Below are 18045 nucleotides of genomic sequence, written 5' to 3'. Positions count from 1 at the left end.
TAAGTATCTTCGCCAGGCCAAGCGCGCTGCGACCTACAGCGTCGACGGCCGCGCCACGAACACCGTGGCGAGTCGCTTGCCCTGTTCTTTCACCAGCGCAACAACGCGACCGTCCGGCCCCTTCGCCGCGTGCACGCCGTCCAGGCCCCGCGGTTCGAGCCATTTGCCCATTGCTAGCGCGTCATATTCCTTGACCGTCACGTCCAGCACCGGCCAAGCGCGGACCAGCGCCTCGTCCAGCCCGAGCGACAGCTCCGCCGCGTCTTCGAGCTGCTCGAGCGTTCGCGCGTCGTCGAGGGAGAACGACCCGACGCGTGAGCGTCGCAAGGCAATCAGATGCCCCCCGACGCCAAGGGCGGCGCCCATGTCCCGCCCCAGCGAGCGGATGTAGGTGCCGGAGGAGCAGTGCACCCGCGCGTCCACATCGACGAACTCGCCGTGGCGGCGAATCTCCCCGAGAACGAAGGCGTGGACGGTCACCTCGCGCGGAGGAATTTCCACTTCCTCGCCGGCCCGCACCAGTTCGTGCGCCCGGCGCCCACCGATCTTGATCGCCGACACCTTTGACGGCACCTGCATAATCGCGCCGGTGAGCTTTTCCGCCTCCGCGCGGATTTCGTCGTCCGTCACGCCGGAAGCGTCATGCTTCTCGACGACGTCGCCTTCGGCATCATCCGTCGTCGTCGTGGCGCCAAGGCGAATGGTGGTCTCGTACACCTTGTCCTGCGCAACCAGGTGGGCCAGCAGCTTCGTGCCGCGCTCGATGCCCGCCACAAGCACGCCGGTGGCCATTGGGTCGAGCGTGCCAGCGTGACCGACCTTGCGGGTGCCGAAGATGCGGCGAAGCCGGGCCACAACGTCGTGGCTGGTCATGCCAGCCGGCTTGTCCACGACGACGATTCCGGAGGTTGCGAGGGGATCGTTCATGGTTGCCGAGTATGCCGTACGCTAATGCCCCGTGGATATTCTGCGTGGGCTTGCGAGTGTGCCGGATTCCTTCGCGGAGACTGGCACGGTGGTGACGATCGGTGTGTTTGACGGGGTACACCGCGGCCACCAGCTGCTCATCTCCAAAGCGGTAGAGACCGCACGCGGGGCCGCGGCGCCGTGCGTGGTCATGACGTTTGACCCGCACCCGGTGACAATTTTCGCCCCCGAGCACGCACCAAGGGCACTGATGCCGCTTGAGGAGCGGGCCCGCCACATCGCCGACCTAGGCGTCGACGCGCTGTTGGTGATCGACCTGCGCCAAGAGATCGGCGGGCTCACGCCTGCGCAGTACATGAATGAGGTACTGGTGGATACTCTGCACGCCAAGCACGTGCTGGTAGGGGAGAACTTCACGTTCGGGCGCGATGCCGTCGGCACAGCGACCACCATGGCGCAGCTCGGCGAGCGGGCTGGCGTCGACGTGTCTGTGGTGACGCTGCTCGGCGACGGCGACGTGCGGATCTGCTCCACCGCCATCCGCGACCACCTGTCCGGCGGCGACGTCGACCTCGCCACCGACTTCATGGGGCGGCCGTTTTCCGTCATCGCCCCGATCGAACGGGGCGCAGGCCGTGGCGGCAAAGAGCTGGGCTATCCCACCGCGAACCAGTACGCCTCCGACACCGCGGCAGTCCCCGCGGACGGCGTCTACGCCGGGTGGCTGACCATCATCGACGACGGCGGCATCCACGGCGACATGGAGCCCGGCGTGCGGTACCCGGCGGCGATTTCTGTCGGCACCAACCCGACGTTTGGAGACGCCCGCCGCAGCGTGGAGTCGTTCGTGCTCGACCGTGACGCGGACCTGTACGGGCGCATGGCGCGCGTGGAGTTCGTGGAGAAGGTCCGCGACATGCTCAAGTTCAACTCGGTGGATGAGCTTTTGGAACACATGTCCCGCGACGTTTCTCGTACCCGCGATATTCTCGGAGCATGACCACCAAGCTGATCCTGGATTTGGACACGGGCATCGACGATGCCCTGGCTCTCGCGTACGCGCTCGCTTCGCCGGAAGTTGAACTTATCGGCGTGACCTGCACCTACGGCAACGTCGTGGTGGAGCAATCCGTACGCAACACCCTGGCAATTCTGGAACTGTTCGGCCGCACGGATGTGCCGGTGTTTGCAGGTCCTGGGCACGCGGGCGCCAAGGACTCCTTCGAGGTCCAGGAAATCTCCGCGTTCATCCACGGCAAAAACGGTATTGGCGAGGTGAAGATCCCGGACGCCGCCCGCCAGGTGGAGGAGACCTCCGCCGTGGACTTCTTGGTTGAGTCGGTGGCGCAGTACGGCAACGATCTGCTGATCGTGCCCACCGGCCCGTCCACCACCATCGCCGCCGCGATCGAGGCGTCCAACGTGTTCCGCGAGAGCGCGCAGATCGTGATGATGGGCGGCGCGCTGACGGTGCCGGGCAACGTGACGAAGTGGTCGGAGGCGAACGTCCAACAGGATCCGGAGGCGACGGACCTGATGTTCCGCAGCCTGCGCTACGTCACCATGATCGGCCTGGATGTCACCCTGAAGACGCTGCTGACCACGGCTGAGACCGCGAAGTGGTCCGCGCTGGGCACCACCGGCGGCAACTTCCTCGCGGACATCACGAACTACTACATCGACGCGTACAAGACCACCTCGCCGCACCTGGGCGGCTGCGGCCTGCACGACCCGCTTGCGGTGGCCGTGGCGATCAACCCGGGGCTGGTGGACACCTTGGGCATCAACATGAAGGTGGATGTGGAGGGTGAAACGCGCGGGCGCACCATCGGCGACGAGACCCGTCTCAACGACCAAGACAAGCACGCCGCCGTCGCCGTGCGGGTGGATACTGCAGGCTTTTTGGAGGAGTTCATGCGCCGGTTGACCGGTTTGGCCCGCGAGACCCCGGTCGTGTAACGTCTCCCAAGGTCTTGCGCCAATTGACTGTGGTTCGCGGCAGTTACGGCGCAGCGAAGACTTTTTCCGTAGAACGCGAACTGAAACAACCAAGGAGTACCTCATGGCACTGTCCACTGAGAAGAAGGCCGAGATCCTCAAGTCCTACGGCCTGCACGAGACCGACACCGGCTCCCCGGAGGCGCAGGTTGCCCTGCTCACCGAGCGCATCAACAACCTCACCGAGCACCTCAAGGACCACCAGCACGACCACCACTCCCGCCGTGGCCTGCTGCTCCTGGTCGGTCGCCGCCGCGGTCTGCTGAAGTACCTGCGCGAGAACAACGTCGAGCGCTACCGCGACCTGATTGCACGCCTGGGCCTGCGCCGCTAAGACAGTATCGGGCCGTGGCCCGAAATCACGCCTCACCTGCACGGTGGGGCGTTTTTTGTTATCATCATTGGCCGTTGCATGAGAACACACGACACTGGCGGCACCGATGATCGCCATGAACCTTCAAGGAGAGGGATCTTTTGAGCAACTTTAAGCCAAAGAATGCGTTCGACGTCCAGGTGGACGAAGAATTCGGCATCACCGAGGCAGTAGCTACCCTGGACAACGGCGACTTCGGCTCTCGCACCATCCGGTTTGAAACCGGCCAGCTTGCGCGCCAGGCGGACGGTTCCGTCACGACGTACCTGGACGAGGAGACGATGCTGCTCGCCACCACAACCGCGTCCAACCAGCCCCGGGAAGGCTTCGACTTCTTCCCGCTCACCGTTGATGTGGAAGAGCGCATGTACGCCGCAGGCAAGATCCCGGGCTCGTTCTTCCGCAGGGAGGGCCGCCCCTCCACCCAGGCGATTCTCGCCTGCCGTTTGATCGACCGCCCGCTGCGCCCCACATTTGTCAAGGGTCTGCGCAATGAGGTGCAGGTAGTCATCACCGTGATGTCGCAGCACCCGGAGGAGTACTACGACGTCGTGGCCATCAACGGCGCGTCCGCCGCCACCCAGCTGTCCGGCCTGCCGGTGTCCGGCCCGGTTGGTGGCGTGCGCATGGCGCTCATAGCGGACGACAAGCACCCCGAGGGCCAGTGGGTGGCGTTCCCCAACCACGAGCAGCACGAGCGCTGCCTGTTCGAGATGGTTGTCGCGGGCCGAATGGTGGAGCGCAAACGCGGCCGCAAGACCGAGGAAGATGTCGCCATCATGATGGTGGAGGCAGGCGCCGGCGTGAACGTCGTCAAGCAGATCGAAGCCGGGTATCCCGCACCGACCGAGGAAACCGTGGCTGAGGGCCTCGAGGCGGCCAAGCCCTTCATTGCAACGCTGTGCCAGGCCCAGCGCGCCCTCGCCGAAGAGATGGCGAAGGAGACGAAGGAGTTCGAGCTCTTCCCCGCCTACTCCGACAAGGTCTTCAACGCCGTGGAGAAGAAGGCTGCGAAGAAGCTTTCCAAGCTGCTCACCATCAAGGGTAAGGCGGAGCGAGACGACGCCACGAACGCCTACATGGAAGAGATCGAGCACGACCTGCTAGATGATTTCGACATCGACGACGATGACCGCGAGGAGTACGCCGCGGCATCCAAGGAGATCCGTGCCGCCTACAACGCGGTGATGAAACAGATTGTCCGCGAGAAGATCCTCACCGAGGGCTTCCGCATCGACGGCCGAGGCGTGACCGACATCCGCGACCTCGAGGTCGAGGTGCAGCTGATCCCGCGCGCCCACGGATCCGCGCTGTTCGAGCGCGGCGAGACCCAAATCTTGGGCGTGACCACCCTGGACACGCTGAAGATGGAGCAGCACTTGGACTCCCTCCACCCGGAGGAGTCCAAGCGCTACATCCACCACTACAACTTCCCGCCGTACTCCACGGGCGAGACCGGCCGGGTGGGCTCGCCGAAGCGCCGCGAGATTGGCCACGGCGCCCTCGCGGAGCGTGCGCTGGTGCCGGTGATTCCGTCGCGCGAAGACTTTCCGTACACCATCCGCCAGGTCTCCGAGGCGCTTGGCTCCAACGGCTCCACCTCCATGGGCTCGGTGTGCGCGTCCACGTTGTCCCTGTACAACGCTGGTGTCCCGCTCGCTGCACCAGTTGCCGGCATCGCCATGGGCCTGGTCTCAGGCGAGGTCAACGGCGAGACCGAGTACGTGGCCCTGACCGACATCTTGGGCGCGGAGGACGCGTTCGGCGACATGGACTTCAAGGTCGCCGGCACCCGCGAGTTCATCACCGCCCTGCAGCTGGACACCAAGCTCGACGGGATCCCGTCGTCCGTCCTCGCCGATGCGCTGAACCAGGCCCACGACGCCCGCGAGGCGATCCTAGACACCATGGCCGAGGTCATTCAGGGACCGGACGAGATGAGCCCGATTGCTCCGAAGATCACCACGGTGAAGGTTCCCGTGTCCAAGATCGGTGAGGTGATTGGCCCGAAGGGGAAGACCATCAATCAGATCACCGACGACACTGGCGCTGAGGTCTCTATCGAGGACGACGGAACCGTCTTCGTCTCCGCAGCGTCCGGCGAGGCAGCGGACGCCGCAGTCGAGAAAATCAACTCGATTGCGAACCCGCAGCAGCCGAAGGTGGGCGAGCGCTACCTCGGCACCGTGGTGAAGACCGTGGCGTTCGGCGCGTTCGTGTCCATCACGCCGGGCACCGACGGTCTGATCCACATCTCGAACCTGGGCGGCAACACCCGCGTGGAAAACGTCGAGGACGTGATCAATGTCGGCGACAAGGTCGAGGTTGAGATCCGTGACATCGACAACCGCGGCAAGATCTCGCTCGTGCCGGTCGAGGACGGCGAGTAACAGAAGCGCCAAAGCGGGTGCCCGAAGTGGGCACCCGCTTTTTGCGTATCGACGATCCTACGGCAGGAAGCGCAGCTTCTTCCCCAGATCGAGCGCGGTGGTCATGAGCTGACCGTAGTACCGGCGTGGCAACTGCTTGGGGCCGCGCATCGACATGATCCGCTGCTCCGAAATGTTCTTCACCTCGGTGTACTTGGTCAGTCCCTCAGGGCCGTGGCGGCGAGCCACACCCGACTGCTTCACGCCGCCGAGCGGGGTGGACACCGACGCCCAGGTGGCGGCGTAGCCGTCATTAATCGTCACGCCGCCGGCCTCTACCTGCTCCGCGATCTCCCACGCGGTGTCCGGGGCGCCGAAAACGGAGGCATTAAGGCCGTAGCTGGTGCTGTTGGCCAGGCGAATGGCTTCGTCGGTGTCCGCCACGCGCTGGACGTAGACGACCGGGCCGAAGACTTCCTGGGTGAGCAGGTCAACGTCATCGCTGACGTCGGTAAGCACCGTGGGCTCGAAGAAGAACGGGCCCAACTCCGGGCGCGGTTTGCCACCCGTGACAACGGTGGCTCCCTTGGCCACCGCGTCGTCGACGAACTTCTGCACGGTGTCGAGCTGGTCCTGGTTGATCAGCGAGCCCATCTGGTAGTTCCAGTTCAACCCAGTCCCCAGCGTGATGCGCTCGGTTGCGTCCCGAAACTCGCGGATGAAGCGGTCGAAAATCGCGTCCGGCACGTAGATGCGCTCGATGGAGACGCAGAGTTGCCCGGAGTTGGAAAAGCAGGCGGTGGCGATGGTGTCGATGTGCGCCTCGATGTCCGCGTCCGGAGCGATGATCATCGGGTTCTTTCCGCCGAGCTCCGCAGAAAAGCCGACAAGGCGCTCGCCCACGACCTCGCCGAGAATCTTGCCCGTTTGCGTGGAGCCGGTGAACATCAGGTAATCGCAGCGTTGCGCAATCGCCTGGCCCACTTCGCGGCCGGTGCCGGTGACGATTTGGAACACGTCGCGCGGCAGCCCAGCGTTGAGCAGGAGGTTCAGCGAAATGATGTTGGAGAACGGTGTGTTCAGGTCGGGCTTGGCAACGACGGCGTTGCCAGCGACCAACGCGGCCAACGCGTCGGAAATGCCGAGTGCTAGCGGGTAGTTCCACGGGCTGATCTGCCCGACGATGCCCTTTGGCACGCGCTGCTGCACCGTCTTGGTGATGACGGGGAACGCCCCCGGCCGGGCCTTCATCTCCAGCTCATCCTCGGCGATGTTTGCGTAGTAGCGCGCATTGTTCATCACATCGAGGATTTCGTCGTAGGCGGCGGTGCGATCTTTGCCGGTTTCGAGCTGGACGATGTCCGCGAGCAGCTCACGGTTTTCTTTGACCAAGTCGTGGAAGCGGTTCAAGAGCGCCGCGCGGTATTTCACCGGCTTCGCGGCCCACATCGGCTGGGCGCGGCGGGCGAGGGTGAACGCTTCTTCGACGTCTTCGACTGTGCCGACACCGACCCAACCGAGCTCTCCTTCAAAGAATGGGGAGGTGACGGCCTTTCGCTCGCCCGTGTAGAGCGACCCGGTCGATGCGTTGGTGGTGAACTTTTGCAACCGGTCCAAAAAATCAGCGGGGAGCGGTTGTGCCTTCAGGCGCTTGATGGCCATGTGATCTCCAAAAAGGTGGTTGTGGGAGAAAATCACCCCAGTGCCAGCGCCACCTGCAGTGGTAGGAGAGCACGGCCAGTAGTCCTGGGGTGATGGAAAGGTTAGAACGGGCAGCCGGCCGCGCGGCGCTCTTCCGCACCGCCGTCCTTCGGGCCAGCCTGTGCGGTAGCGGTCGTATCAGTGTCCGCTTCACTCTCGCCGTGCCCGTTGTACGCGTCGGCGAGCTTCGGCTCCTTGTACTTGCCGTCGATCATGCCGTTCTTGATCATCATGGAGCGGCCGGGCTCCATGTAGCGCTTGTCCTCCGGCAAGACGTCGAAAAGCTTCTTCACGGCCTTGGCAATGCGGTCGAAGCGGCGCTGGTCCTTCGGAGTCCACGGCAGGTCGAGAATCTCGCGCTGCTTGTCGCTGAGGGTGCCGTAGGTCATCCAGATGACGCTGTTCATCAGCGGCTTCCAGATCACCTTCCATACGGCCTCCGGCACGCCGTCCGGCGCTTTGACCGGCTCGACGCGGGCGGTGCGCAGCGCGAAGTCAACGGTCTCGTTGCGCTCGAGGACGGTGTTTTCCATCTCTTCGAAGTACTTGATGTAGCCGTCGAGGCTGTCGATGACGGGGCGCTCGGACATGCCGTACATATCCCACCAGGTGACACCTTCCTGGATGATCTGCTCCTTCTCCTCGCGGGTGAAGGGGGTGCCAAAGAGCTCCTGGGCCCAGATCACACGCCAGACGAAGGTGGCGTGCGCCCACCAGTACACGTCCGGGTTCAGCGAGTGGTAACGCTCGCCGTTGCGCAGCTTGCCCTTGATGGTGTGGTGGTAATCGCGGATCATCTTGGCGCGGGTGCCGTCGTCATAGATGGAGTAAATGATCTGCGGGGTGGAGCGCTCCAGTCGCGCGAACGGCTCCTCGAAGAACCTCGAGTGATCCAACAGCGACTGGCCAATGGCCGGGTGCATGTTCTGCAACACGCCGGTGTAACCGCGCAGGAGCTGCAGGCGCTGGTCGGAGCCCCACTTCCACAGCAGCGAATCCGGGCCTAGCGGCGCGCGCTTGAGTTCGCGCTTCGCGCGTTCTGGCTTGTCCAGGTTGTCCGGCTGGGCAAAGCGAGTGTTGTCACCGTCTTCGTTCGTCTGGGTGTTGTCTGCTCCGTCAGGCACAAGTGCGTGGGACATCAGTGTCTTCCTTTCCTCCGGGGATGGCCGGACCGAATGCGGTGTGGTGTGAAGTGTAATACACGTCAAATATGGCTGCGAACTGGGTCACGACTAGGTCGCGAACAACCTGGGTAAAGAATGTTAAGGTCCTTACAGACTGTGTGCTAGGGTGTTGCAGATCATAACTGGTCATTGTGATGGCAACCGTCGATACGCTCGCGGTTTGGCGTCCGGCCACGGACGGAAGGAATTGTCATGGGAAGGATCAACAAGACCAAGGCAGGCGTGGCCCTGCTTGCGGGGCTTGCGGGCTTCGGCGCGACAGGTGTCGCCGTTGCGCAAGGCGGACTCACCGCCAACCTCGCGTTGTCGGGGACGTTTTTCAAGATCAGCATGACCCACCTCGAAGGCGAAGGGCTAAGCATCTTCACCGACGGCGAGCAGATGGCCGAGGAAGCGGTCCCTGTGGCGAGGGTCAAGTTCGAGCACGCGTACGCGTCCAATCTGTGCCTCTCGGCCGCGCTTCCCGACGTACCTCTTGTCGGAGAAAGCACGTTCACGCTCAAGGCGCTCGGCGACAATAGCGTCGAGGTTGAGGACCTGGTCGTGGGTGCCACCGATATTAAGGGCGCCCTCGACCTGACGGACGCCTCGGTCGGTGCCGACGCAAGCCAGTTCAACTCCATGGCGCAGCCGAATGCTTGGAGTCTGCATGCGAACAAGGTGACGCTGCGGGCGGACGATATCCGCGCGACGTCCATCGGCGCGAAGCGACTTGCGGCATCAGGTGTTGCTGTAGATGTGAAACGGGGTATGTCGGATGGCTGCACAGCTTAACTCTGACGCAGAGGGAGACGATTTCTTTTTCGACGAAAACAATGGTGAGCGTGACGATGACACGGCCGTGCTGAACCTTGTACCGGAGCAGGCGGCCCCAACCCAAGACGCGGGCGACAGCAACCGTGGCCACCGCTCCGCGCCGAGGCCCGCCCGGGAACGCTTCAAGACGTGGCGGGGCCAGCGCCCCTTTATCCCGGGCTTGTTGCTGGTGCTTTCCGGCGCAGTAATGCTCGCACCCGCGTACTTGACCATCCACGTGTCTGACCTGCTGGTGATGATCTCCACCATTTCAGGCGTCTCCACCCTGCTGATCGGAGCCGTCTTGATCATGTTCGGCATTGGCATGTGGCTGCAGCCGCTCGCCGCCCCGTACCTCGGCGTGCTGGCCATACTTGTAGCCATCATTGCGCTGCCGACGTCGAATATCGGCGGGTTCGTGGTCGGATCACTGCTGGGCATCGTCGGCGGCGCGCTCGGCCTTGGCTGGGAAGACCGGGACGAGAAACCACGTGGCAAGCACTCTCGCAAAAAGAAGCGGGCGCAGGAGCCAGCAACACATGGCGAGGGAGCAATGGTTCAAAACCGCGGTGGGTCAACCAGGATTGATCTTGCCGCTTTGCGCAATGCCAAGTCTGTCGCAGTCGTGCTCGCTGCCACGGGGCTTATCGCTGCGAATGTGGGGGAGGAGCCCGCGGTGAGCGCCCAGGAACCTGCGCAGGTCCCCGCACCCGCGTCTCTGCCGCAGCTCCCGAATCCGCGCGAGAGTATTTCGTACCCAGAACTCGAGCCGACACGCACAATCGCGCCAGGCAATCTCAGCACCGTAACTGCTGACTATGTCGCCCTCACAGGGAATGTCCACGCGTCCATCGGCATGGTCAATGTCGGAGATGTGCCAACCCGCACGCTCATCTTGACCGGCGATCGGCTCGCAGCCCGCAATCTTTCGTTAGAGCTGCCGGGTTTCGCCGCACGCGGGCAGATGGAAACCGGAGATGTGGAAACGACGGTGACGGACGGACCGGTCACCGTTGTCGCCACGGCGCTCACCGCCACTCCGGCGGTCGCAGGCGTGCCCACGGTTCCGGTCACCGTCGATCTTGAGGGCGAGCTCGGTGACGTGCTCGCTGGGCTCGGTGTCCCGGACGCGCACCCCGTGCCAAACATGCCTGTACCGAACTTTGTGATGGACCGCGTCGCGCTCCAGGGTGTCACCATGCAGTTGGTGAGCCTGGACGGGCTGCACCTCCACGCGCCAGCGGTGAACCTGCGGGTGCCGAAGTAACGTCCAATCTCTAGGGCACGGCGAAAGGGCCGCCGGTGGGAAACCGGCGGCCCTTTTCTGTTGCGTTAACGGCCTTGTGCCTCGGCCTTTTCAATGGCGCGGGACGCCATCGGAACCATGCGTGCCTTGCGCGGCAGCACAGAGAACACGCGACGGGTTGCCCGTGCGAAGATGTTGAGCTTGCGCTGGTCGGACCTGGTCCATTCCAGCCCCAGGTTGTCGCGGACCTTTGCCGGCAGCAAGCCGATGGAAACCCACAGCAGGAGCTTGGAAGCAAATGGGGCGACCGGCTTCCACGCCCAGCGGGGCACCGACGGATCCGGCGGATCCAGCGTCAGGCCGTTCATGATGCGCGAGCGGTCGATGGTCTCGCTCGGGCCGAGCTTGTCGTACATCGCATCCATGTACTTGACGTATTCGTCGTAAGTTTTCGGAGCGTTTTCCGGCTCGGCCACCCCGTAGTAGCTGTACCACGTACGCGACTCCTGGAAGAGCTGCTCCCGCTCGGCGCGGCTCAGCTCAGGCATGAAGTTGCCGGCGAGGTAGTACGGCATCGCGGTGAACGTCGCGTGCGCCCAGTAGTACACCTCCGGGTTGAGCGAGTGGTAGCGCGTTCCGTCCGGGTGGGTGCCTTTGATATCCTTGTGGAAGTCACGGATCATCGCGCCCACCTCGGGGCCTTCGTAGACGGTGCGGATGATCGGGAATGCGGAGCGCACAAGGCGTGCCACCTCGTTGTCAAACACGTTGGACTGCTGCACCAGCGAGCGGCTGATGTCACGCTGGGCAATTTGCAGCACACCTGCGCTGAGGGCGACAAACATTGAGCGCCAGTCGCCGAAGCGCTGCCACAGGATGGAGTCCGGGCCGAGTTCGGGCAGGTTGGCGGTGTCGATCTCGCTTGCCGCGGTGGTAGCGGGGGCAGGGGCTGTGCTGCCGGAGGGCTTAAGGGTGGTCATCGTTTTCTCCTTGAATTAGGGCAATTCGGGGGGGCGTAGGTGGGGGGTTATCCCGCGACGCTAGGGGCTGTGCGGCGCGTCTGCGGACGGTGGTTTGCTGCACGGGTGAACTCGTGCGCGTCCGTATCAAACTCGACAAGCGCGCCCTTGAGGCCCCGTACGGTACCTGGCTGGACGCGCCACTTGTCGCGCTTGACGGTCATCGCACCTGGCCCACGAATCTCCAGCTGGCGGACGTACCGCCGTGCGTAGTCGCCGCGGGCCTCGTAGACGGCCCAGGATTTCTCATCGAACTTCGGGTCGGGGGTGTGGTAGTCCACAAACAGGGTGTTGGGCAAACCGACAACGTCCACGCCGTTGTGCAGATACAGCTCGTCCGCGTCCGCATGCTCGCGGCCAGGCACCGCGATCCACGGGGACGGCTCACCGGTTGCGCGAATCAGCACGTCGAAGCGCTCGGTGTGCTGCTCTCCGTCCCGGGTGAACGTGATTTCCCACTGGCCATCGTCGGCGTTCCATTCGGCGGCGGTCACCTCCGAGCCGCCGCTGAAGACCGCTCCGCTCTTTTCAACTGCGGCGCTCAGGTGGGAGGTGAGTGAGGTGGGGGAGCCGTCCGTCTTGGTCAGCTTCAAGTACGGAGTGCGAAAGTGCTGGCGCCTGGATACCTTCTGGGCTCCTGGTGCGTTGAGGTGACCGCCGACGCGCGGTTTGCGGTCGAACAGGGTCGTGTCAAAGCCGGAGAAGGCGCACTCTGCAGCAGCCGTGCAGCCTGCGATGCCAGCGCCGACGACTGCCACTGTGGGGCGACGATAGGGGTCGAACATTTCCAAAACCTTTCACACAGAGCCTTTGACGCCAGCAACACTCTGGCGCCAGTGTGTCCCCCTTCACTTTAGACTCTGTGCGGGTCCCGTCCAACACTCGGGCCGAAAATTACTCGGCCCCTGCACCACGCCGAGGCGCCGTGTCCTCGTCGAGGTCCTCGTCGAGGTCCCCGTCGGGGACGCCGCTACGGGGCTCGTCGCTGTGGCCAAACAGGGCGTCGCGCTTGTTGTAGGCGTACAGCCCCGCGAGGGGCGAGAGCGCCATGAGGAACCCCCAACGACGTTTGGATTCTTCTTCCATGCCGCTTCGATCAATGTCGCGGAGGGTGCTCGCCAGCACGACGATCCCGCCGATGGCCATCAGCACAACAAATCCGAGACCCAGCCAGGAGACCAGATTCATTTCGGCCTCCTACTTGGCAAAATCCACCACAACGCGGGTGGGGTTTTCCAGCAAATACAGGTTGTACGGGCGCTTTTCATCCAGGCCCACGACGTACTGCGCGTTCGCTTCGAACACGCCGCCGTCCGCGATTTCCAGAATCCCGCCCGCGGCCACTCCCGATGGGTCAGCCTTGGCCAGGTCCGCCTCGCTCAACCCCATGGTCCAGGGCACCCCCTGGATGATGAGGTCGAAATAAGCATTGCCCGCCGGGACGAGCGGGTAGCCGGATGCTTGCTGCCGCGGGTCTGGGTTGTAGCCAGCGAGCACGTCCGGCGTTCCAGCGCCGGAAAACTCGACGACAATGCGGTCGTACCCTGCATGCGACCCGGCCCGGACCCCCTCGATCTGCAGCTGGGAGTTGCCGGGCGTTTGCAGGTGGGTGTCTTCGAGGGTGAAAGGGGAGGGGCCTTGGGGCTCGGTCGCCGGTGCTGCCGCTGCCGCAGAGGCCTCGTGGGTCTCGCTTTGCGCGGCGGCACTATGTGCCGTCTCGTTCGAGCGAGTGGTTGCACTGTCGCTGGAGGCGCGGCTGGACGGGGTAGCCGTGGTTGTCACCGTCTCGGGCGCCGGGGTACCGGTACCCTCCTGGCTCTGACCACCGCATCCTGCGAGCAGGGCGGCGGTCGCGACCAGAAGCGGGAATAGGGCTGTGTTGCGGTGTGTCATGGCTCCACCCTAGCGGGGCTACCATTGCGTTTAAAGGAACGAAGAAAGGACGCACATGATCAAAGTTGGAGTGCTCGGCGCGGCAGGCCGAGTCGGATCCGCAGTTGTCGAAGGCGTGAAAAAGGCCGACGACCTTGAGCTCGCCGCCGAGGTAGGCGCGGAGGATTCGCTGCAGGTGCTTGTCGACGAAGGGGTTGACGTGATCGTCGACTTCACCACCCCAGACGCCGTAATGGGCAACCTGGACTTCTGCATCAACAACGGCATTCACTGCGTGGTGGGGACCACCGGTTTCGACGACGAGCGTTACCAGCAGGTGCGTGAGTGGTGCGACGCGAACGGGAACGTCGGGGTGCTGATCGCGCCAAACTTTGCCATCTCCGCGGTGCTGACCATGGCGTTCGCGCGTCAGGCTGCCCCGTTTTTCGAGTCCGCTGAGGTTGTGGAGTTCCACCACCCGAACAAGCTGGATGCGCCGAGCGGCACGGCAGTAAAGACTGCGCAGGGGATTGCGGAGGCTCGTCGAGAAGCGGGGATGGGCAGTATGCCGGATGCGACGAAGCAGGCGCTCGATGGTTCCCGCGGAGCCGATGTCGACGGTGTGCCCGTGCACGCCGTGCGGATGCAGGGCATGGTCGCGCACGAGGAGATCATCTTCGGCACGACCGAACAGTCCCTAACCATCCGCCAAGATTCCTACGGGCGCGAATCCTTCGTTCCCGGTGTGCTGACCGGCGTGCGCGACGTGGCAGATCACCCGGGTCTGACTATCGGCCTCGACGCATACCTCGGCCTGTAAATGCACGTCGAACTCGTCGCATCCACAGCGGTGCGCATCCCGTTCCCGGACACCGTTAGCCCGAGCGAGGCGGCGGTCGCATTGGCGTCGTTGAGCGACGCCCCTCCGGCGATACAACTTCGCCGCAGTGTGGACGACCTCGCGCAGTCCCGCACAGAGCTGCTTGACCACGCGAGCGCAACTCTTCATATCCGAGGCGTTTCCCGCGATGCGGCAGCTGCAGTGCGCGGCCACGGCTTGGCGGTGAGCGAACGCGCGATCGAAGGCACGGTGGTGCCAGCGGTGATCGCGGCCGACCACGATCTCACCCGTGCATTTGAGGCAGCGGTTGAAGAAGCGGAATTTGTGCGCCATGAGCTGTTGCAGGCGCTTGAGGACGCGATGGTGGAGGAGACCAACGCGCTGGTGCGGCGCAAACGCGCACGCGAGGCCGCCAACGCGCTGACCCCAGCGGCTGCGGCAACCGAGCTGGTCGCCACCGGGACCTTTCGAGCTTGGCGGGGGTTTATCCAGGCCTATCAAGGGCGGTTCGAACACGACGAGATTCGGGAGCTGGCTGCGGCGGTGCTCGACATCATGGCAGTAGAGGCGCCGCTGCTATTTGGGGATTTGCGGGCAGAGCAACGTCGATAAGCAATAGCGTCGGCGGGGCGGGTATCCTACTTGGCCATGGGCACATCTCTGAAAGCTGATCGGGGAGCCGATATCTTCGGCTCCGTCTGCGTTGCAATGGTCACGCCGTTTGATTCCGACGGCGAAGTCGACCTGCGCGCAGGCCGCGATCTCGCTGCCCACTTGGTAGAAAACGGAATTGACGCACTAGTCCTCGCAGGCACGACGGGCGAATCCCCGACGACCACCGACGAAGAGAAAGTCGCGCTGCTCAAAGCCGTGCGCGAAGAGGTAGGTGACAAGGCGCGCATTATCGCGGGGGCCGGATCCAACAACACCCGCCACGCGATGGCGATGGCCCAGGCCGCGCATGAGGCAGGCGCCGATGGGCTGTTGGTGGTGACCCCGTATTACTCCAAACCGTCGCAGGCGGGTGTGGAGGCGCATTTCCGCGCAGTTGCGGAGGCAACCGATCTTCCCATTTGCCTGTACGACATACCGGGCCGCTCGGGCGTCCCGATCGAGTCAGCCACCATCCGCGCGCTCGCGCAGGTGGACAACATCAAGGCGATGAAAGACGCCAAGGGTAATTTCCTGGAGGCGGCGACGCTGATCCAAGAGACCGGGCTGGCCTGGTACTCGGGCGACGACCCGTTGAACCTTCCATGGCTGAGCATCGGTGCGACCGGAATGATCTCGGTGGTGGGGCATGCCGCGCCGCAGGCCCTGCGGGAACTAGTGACTGCATTTGAGAACGGCGATCTCACCCGCGCACGGGAAATCAACGCCAACACTCTTAACGTGCTCGCGCGCCAGCAAAGCGCGCTGGGCGGCGTGGCATTTGCAAAGGCAGCTCTGCGACTGCAGGGCATCGACGTTGGAGACCCGCGCCTACCCGTCGCCACGGCGACGGAACAACAGGTGGAGCGGCTCCGAGACGACATGACACAGGCTGGAGTCCTATAGATATGAATGAACCCCGCAACCGCGCACGCAAAGTGACGCGCAAGGCTGGACCGCCGGAGGCGACCGACCAGCAGCCGGTTTTCCAGGCACCGAGCGAGACGCCCGCGAACGGCGGCGGCAACGACGCCCCCGCTGACGCCGGCGCCAACAACGGCGACGACAGCGACCGAGGGAACCGCGAGGGCGGACACAACCGCGGCGGACACGGCCGTGGAGGCAACGGAAGCAATGGCGGGAACGGCGGCAGCAACCGGAACCGTCGTCGCCGCGGACGCGGCGGCAATGGAGGCAACGGCGCAGGCAACAACCACGGGAACAACGGCGGTGGGCGTCGCAACCCGATGAAGTCCATGCAGGGCGCGGATCTGACAAAGCGCCTGCCCGCCCCGCCTAAGCTGGCCAAGGACACGCTGCGCATTTACGCGCTCGGCGGTATCTCCGAGATCGGCCGCAACATGACGGTCTTCGAATACAACGGCCGTCTGCTCATCGTGGACTGCGGTGTGCTGTTCCCGAACTCGGACGAACCGGGCGTTGACTTGGTGCTGCCGGACTTTGGCCCCATTGAAAACAAGCTGGACAAGGTCGACGCCCTCGTGGTCACACACGGGCACGAGGACCACATCGGCGCTATCCCGTGGTTGCTCAAGCTGCGCCACGATCTGCCCATTTACTCCTCCAAGTTCACCAACGCGCTGATTAAGGCGAAGACGCAGGAGCACCGCCAGCGTCCGAAGCTGCACGACGTGAACAAAGACTCGGAAATCACCGTTGGCCCGTTCCGCCTCCGCTTCTGGCACGTCAACCACTCGATCCCGGAGTGCCTCGGCGTGTCCATCAAGACCGGCGCCGGTCACGTGGTGATGACTGGCGACGTGAAGGTGGACCAAACCCCGTACGACGGCAAGCCGACCGATATCCCTGCGCTGTCGCGACTCGGCGACGAGGGTATTGACTTGTTCATGTGCGACTCCACCAACGCCACCATTCCGGGCATCTCCGCTTCGGAGGCTGGCATCGAAGAGACGTTGACCCGCCTGGTGGCGGGAGCGCGGCAGCGGGTGGTTATCGCGTCGTTCGCGTCCAACGTCTCGCGTGTGCAGATGGCCGTCAACGCGGCCGTGGCCAACAACCGCAAGGTGGCGTTCAACGGCCGGTCCATGCTGCGCAACATGGAGATCGCGGAGAAGATGAACCTCCTGCGCGCGCCGAAGGGCACGATCATCCCGATCGAGGAGGCCGCGAAGATGGCGCCGCACAAGACGGTGCTCATCACCACCGGCACGCAGGGCGAGCCGATGGCGGCGTTGTCGCGCATGTCTCGCCGTGAGCACCGCCAGATCACCATTCACGACGGCGACACGATCATTTTGTCCTCCTCCCTCATTCCGGGCAACGAGGAGTCGGTGTTCGCGGTGATCAACAACCTCGCGCAAATCGGCGCGAACGTTATTACCAACTCCGAGGCACACGTCCACGCTTCCGGCCACGGCTACGCAGGCGAGCTGCTTGCGCTCTACAACGCTGCGCGTCCGCGCAACGCCATGCCCGTGCACGGCGAGTGGCGCCACATGCGCGCGAACAAGGAGCTGGCAATCTCGACCGGCGTGAAGCCGTCCAACACGGCGCTGGCACAAAACGGTGTGGTCGTGGACATGCACAAGGGCCAAATTAAGGTGGCCGGGCAGTACCAAGTGGGCCAGCTCTACGTGGACGGCACCACGATGGGCGACGTTGACCCGGATGTGCTGGGCGAGCGCTCGTCGCTGGCGTCCGGCGGTGTCGTCTCCATCACCTGCGTTATCGACGACCGCACGGGCCGCCTCCTCGAGGTCCCGCAAGTCTCCACCACGGGGTACACCGACGACGACCGGGACTTTAACAAGAAGGTTGTCGAGGGCGTGGAGGCCGTCATGGGCGACCTGGCTGCGGAGGGCGAAAACGACCCGTTCCGCATGGTCCAGCAGATCAGGCGAAAGGTGTCCCGCGCGATCGAGCAGAATTACAAGCGCCAGCCGGTGATTCTGCCGACGGTCGTGCCGATGTCGTCCGAAAACTACGCGGCCAGCGACGAAGAAGTGGCTGCGAACCGCGAGTCGCGTTAAACGGCTGCTACTTGGCGTCCACCCCCTTGGCCTGCTTCCTGCGGGCTGAGGGGGTATT

At 64.0% G+C, this 18045-nt stretch carries 17 protein-coding genes; 10 read left to right on the top strand and 7 right to left on the bottom strand.

What is annotated here, in order from left to right; genetic code table 11:
- Positions 1–33 precede the first annotated feature (33 nt).
- Positions 34–927: a tRNA pseudouridine(55) synthase TruB gene (gene truB / locus CUREI_RS07135; RefSeq protein ID WP_038612084.1), complete on the bottom strand. Its 894-nt coding sequence runs from the start codon at positions 925–927 to the stop codon at positions 34–36.
- A gap of 31 nt (positions 928–958) precedes the next feature.
- Here truB and CUREI_RS07130 point away from each other — a divergent pair, with 31 nt between their 5' ends.
- From CUREI_RS07130 to CUREI_RS07115, 4 genes are all read left to right on the top strand, one after another.
- Entirely contained in the window at positions 959–1927 is a 969-nt protein-coding gene (locus CUREI_RS07130) for a bifunctional riboflavin kinase/FAD synthetase (protein ID WP_038612081.1), read from the top strand.
- Complete coding sequence (locus CUREI_RS07125; protein WP_038612078.1) at positions 1924–2886, top strand: nucleoside hydrolase; 963 nt, start codon at positions 1924–1926, stop codon at positions 2884–2886. Before CUREI_RS07130 ends, CUREI_RS07125 begins: the two co-directional genes overlap by 4 nt.
- A 103-nt stretch (positions 2887–2989) precedes the next feature.
- Entirely contained in the window at positions 2990–3259 is a 270-nt protein-coding gene (gene rpsO, locus CUREI_RS07120) for a 30S ribosomal protein S15 (RefSeq protein WP_038612075.1), read from the top strand.
- A 140-nt stretch (positions 3260–3399) separates the two neighbouring features.
- On the top strand, positions 3400–5688 hold the full coding sequence (locus CUREI_RS07115) for a polyribonucleotide nucleotidyltransferase (RefSeq protein WP_038612072.1): 2289 nt from the start codon (positions 3400–3402) through the stop codon (positions 5686–5688).
- Positions 5689–5745: 57 nt separating this feature from the next.
- Here CUREI_RS07115 and CUREI_RS07110 read toward each other — a convergent pair whose 3' ends face one another.
- A complete protein-coding gene (locus CUREI_RS07110) occupies positions 5746–7329 on the bottom strand; it encodes a succinic semialdehyde dehydrogenase (RefSeq protein ID WP_038614180.1) in 1584 nt (527 codons plus the stop codon).
- A 101-nt stretch (positions 7330–7430) separates the two neighbouring features.
- Entirely contained in the window at positions 7431–8507 is a 1077-nt protein-coding gene (locus CUREI_RS07105; protein ID WP_038612069.1) for an oxygenase MpaB family protein, read from the bottom strand.
- Positions 8508–8744: 237 nt separating this feature from the next.
- Here CUREI_RS07105 and CUREI_RS07100 point away from each other — a divergent pair, with 237 nt between their 5' ends.
- Positions 8745–9326 (top strand): DUF6230 family protein, encoded by a 582-nt coding sequence (locus CUREI_RS07100; RefSeq protein WP_038612065.1) that lies wholly within the window; start codon positions 8745–8747, stop codon positions 9324–9326.
- Entirely contained in the window at positions 9310–10614 is a 1305-nt protein-coding gene (locus CUREI_RS12640; RefSeq protein ID WP_069202894.1) for a DUF6114 domain-containing protein, read from the top strand. The genes CUREI_RS07100 and CUREI_RS12640 overlap by 17 nt, the downstream gene beginning before the upstream one ends.
- 65 nt (positions 10615–10679) lie before the next feature.
- On the opposite strand, the gene CUREI_RS07090 is transcribed toward CUREI_RS12640, so the two are convergent.
- The 4 genes from CUREI_RS07090 to CUREI_RS07075 form a co-directional block, all read right to left on the bottom strand.
- Positions 10680–11573 (bottom strand): oxygenase MpaB family protein, encoded by an 894-nt coding sequence (locus CUREI_RS07090; protein WP_038612062.1) that lies wholly within the window; start codon positions 11571–11573, stop codon positions 10680–10682.
- Positions 11574–11620: 47 nt separating this feature from the next.
- The gene (locus tag CUREI_RS07085) at positions 11621–12397 is read right to left on the bottom strand and encodes an NAD(P)-binding protein (protein WP_038612059.1); all 777 of its coding nucleotides are present in this window, start codon (positions 12395–12397) and stop codon (positions 11621–11623) included.
- Between the two features lie 109 nt (positions 12398–12506).
- A complete protein-coding gene (locus CUREI_RS07080; protein ID WP_038612056.1) occupies positions 12507–12800 on the bottom strand; it encodes a hypothetical protein in 294 nt (97 codons plus the stop codon).
- A 9-nt stretch (positions 12801–12809) separates the two neighbouring features.
- Positions 12810–13505: an AMIN-like domain-containing (lipo)protein gene (locus CUREI_RS07075; protein WP_038612053.1), complete on the bottom strand. Its 696-nt coding sequence runs from the start codon at positions 13503–13505 to the stop codon at positions 12810–12812.
- A 55-nt stretch (positions 13506–13560) separates the two neighbouring features.
- Between CUREI_RS07075 and dapB the strand changes: the two genes are divergently transcribed.
- Genes dapB through CUREI_RS07055 form a run of 4 tightly spaced genes read left to right on the top strand, consistent with a single transcriptional unit; the run spans position 13561 to position 17987 of the window.
- The gene (gene dapB, locus CUREI_RS07070; protein ID WP_038612050.1) at positions 13561–14304 is read left to right on the top strand and encodes a 4-hydroxy-tetrahydrodipicolinate reductase; all 744 of its coding nucleotides are present in this window, start codon (positions 13561–13563) and stop codon (positions 14302–14304) included.
- Entirely contained in the window at positions 14305–14937 is a 633-nt protein-coding gene (locus CUREI_RS07065; protein WP_051952259.1) for an FAD-dependent thymidylate synthase, read from the top strand.
- Between the two features lie 36 nt (positions 14938–14973).
- Complete coding sequence (gene dapA / locus CUREI_RS07060) at positions 14974–15882, top strand: 4-hydroxy-tetrahydrodipicolinate synthase (protein ID WP_038612048.1); 909 nt, start codon at positions 14974–14976, stop codon at positions 15880–15882.
- A gap of 2 nt (positions 15883–15884) precedes the next feature.
- A complete protein-coding gene (locus tag CUREI_RS07055) occupies positions 15885–17987 on the top strand; it encodes a ribonuclease J (protein ID WP_038612045.1) in 2103 nt (700 codons plus the stop codon).
- Positions 17988–18045: the final 58 nt, after the last annotated feature.

Source organism: Corynebacterium ureicelerivorans (assembly GCF_000747315.1).
GTDB lineage: Bacteria > Actinomycetota > Actinomycetes > Mycobacteriales > Mycobacteriaceae > Corynebacterium > Corynebacterium mucifaciens.
The sequence above is the reverse complement of the archived record's forward strand: the minus strand, read 5'-3'. Positions and strand labels throughout refer to the sequence as shown.

Coding starts and splice junctions, on each gene's coding strand:
- truB (WP_038612084.1), bottom strand. CDS start 927: ATGAACGATCCCCTCGCAACCTCCGGAATCGTCGTCGTGGACAAGCCG.
- CUREI_RS07125 (WP_038612078.1), top strand. CDS start 1,924: ATGACCACCAAGCTGATCCTGGATTTGGACACGGGCATCGACGATGCC.
- rpsO (WP_038612075.1), top strand. CDS start 2,990: ATGGCACTGTCCACTGAGAAGAAGGCCGAGATCCTCAAGTCCTACGGC.
- CUREI_RS07110 (WP_038614180.1), bottom strand. CDS start 7,329: ATGGCCATCAAGCGCCTGAAGGCACAACCGCTCCCCGCTGATTTTTTG.
- CUREI_RS07105 (WP_038612069.1), bottom strand. CDS start 8,507: ATGTCCCACGCACTTGTGCCTGACGGAGCAGACAACACCCAGACGAAC.
- CUREI_RS07100 (WP_038612065.1), top strand. CDS start 8,745: ATGGGAAGGATCAACAAGACCAAGGCAGGCGTGGCCCTGCTTGCGGGG.
- CUREI_RS12640 (WP_069202894.1), top strand. CDS start 9,310: ATGGCTGCACAGCTTAACTCTGACGCAGAGGGAGACGATTTCTTTTTC.
- CUREI_RS07090 (WP_038612062.1), bottom strand. CDS start 11,573: ATGACCACCCTTAAGCCCTCCGGCAGCACAGCCCCTGCCCCCGCTACC.
- CUREI_RS07085 (WP_038612059.1), bottom strand. CDS start 12,397: ATGTTCGACCCCTATCGTCGCCCCACAGTGGCAGTCGTCGGCGCTGGC.
- CUREI_RS07080 (WP_038612056.1), bottom strand. CDS start 12,800: ATGAATCTGGTCTCCTGGCTGGGTCTCGGATTTGTTGTGCTGATGGCC.
- CUREI_RS07075 (WP_038612053.1), bottom strand. CDS start 13,505: ATGACACACCGCAACACAGCCCTATTCCCGCTTCTGGTCGCGACCGCC.
- dapB (WP_038612050.1), top strand. CDS start 13,561: ATGATCAAAGTTGGAGTGCTCGGCGCGGCAGGCCGAGTCGGATCCGCA.
- CUREI_RS07065 (WP_051952259.1), top strand. CDS start 14,305: ATGCACGTCGAACTCGTCGCATCCACAGCGGTGCGCATCCCGTTCCCG.
- dapA (WP_038612048.1), top strand. CDS start 14,974: ATGGGCACATCTCTGAAAGCTGATCGGGGAGCCGATATCTTCGGCTCC.
- CUREI_RS07055 (WP_038612045.1), top strand. CDS start 15,885: ATGAATGAACCCCGCAACCGCGCACGCAAAGTGACGCGCAAGGCTGGA.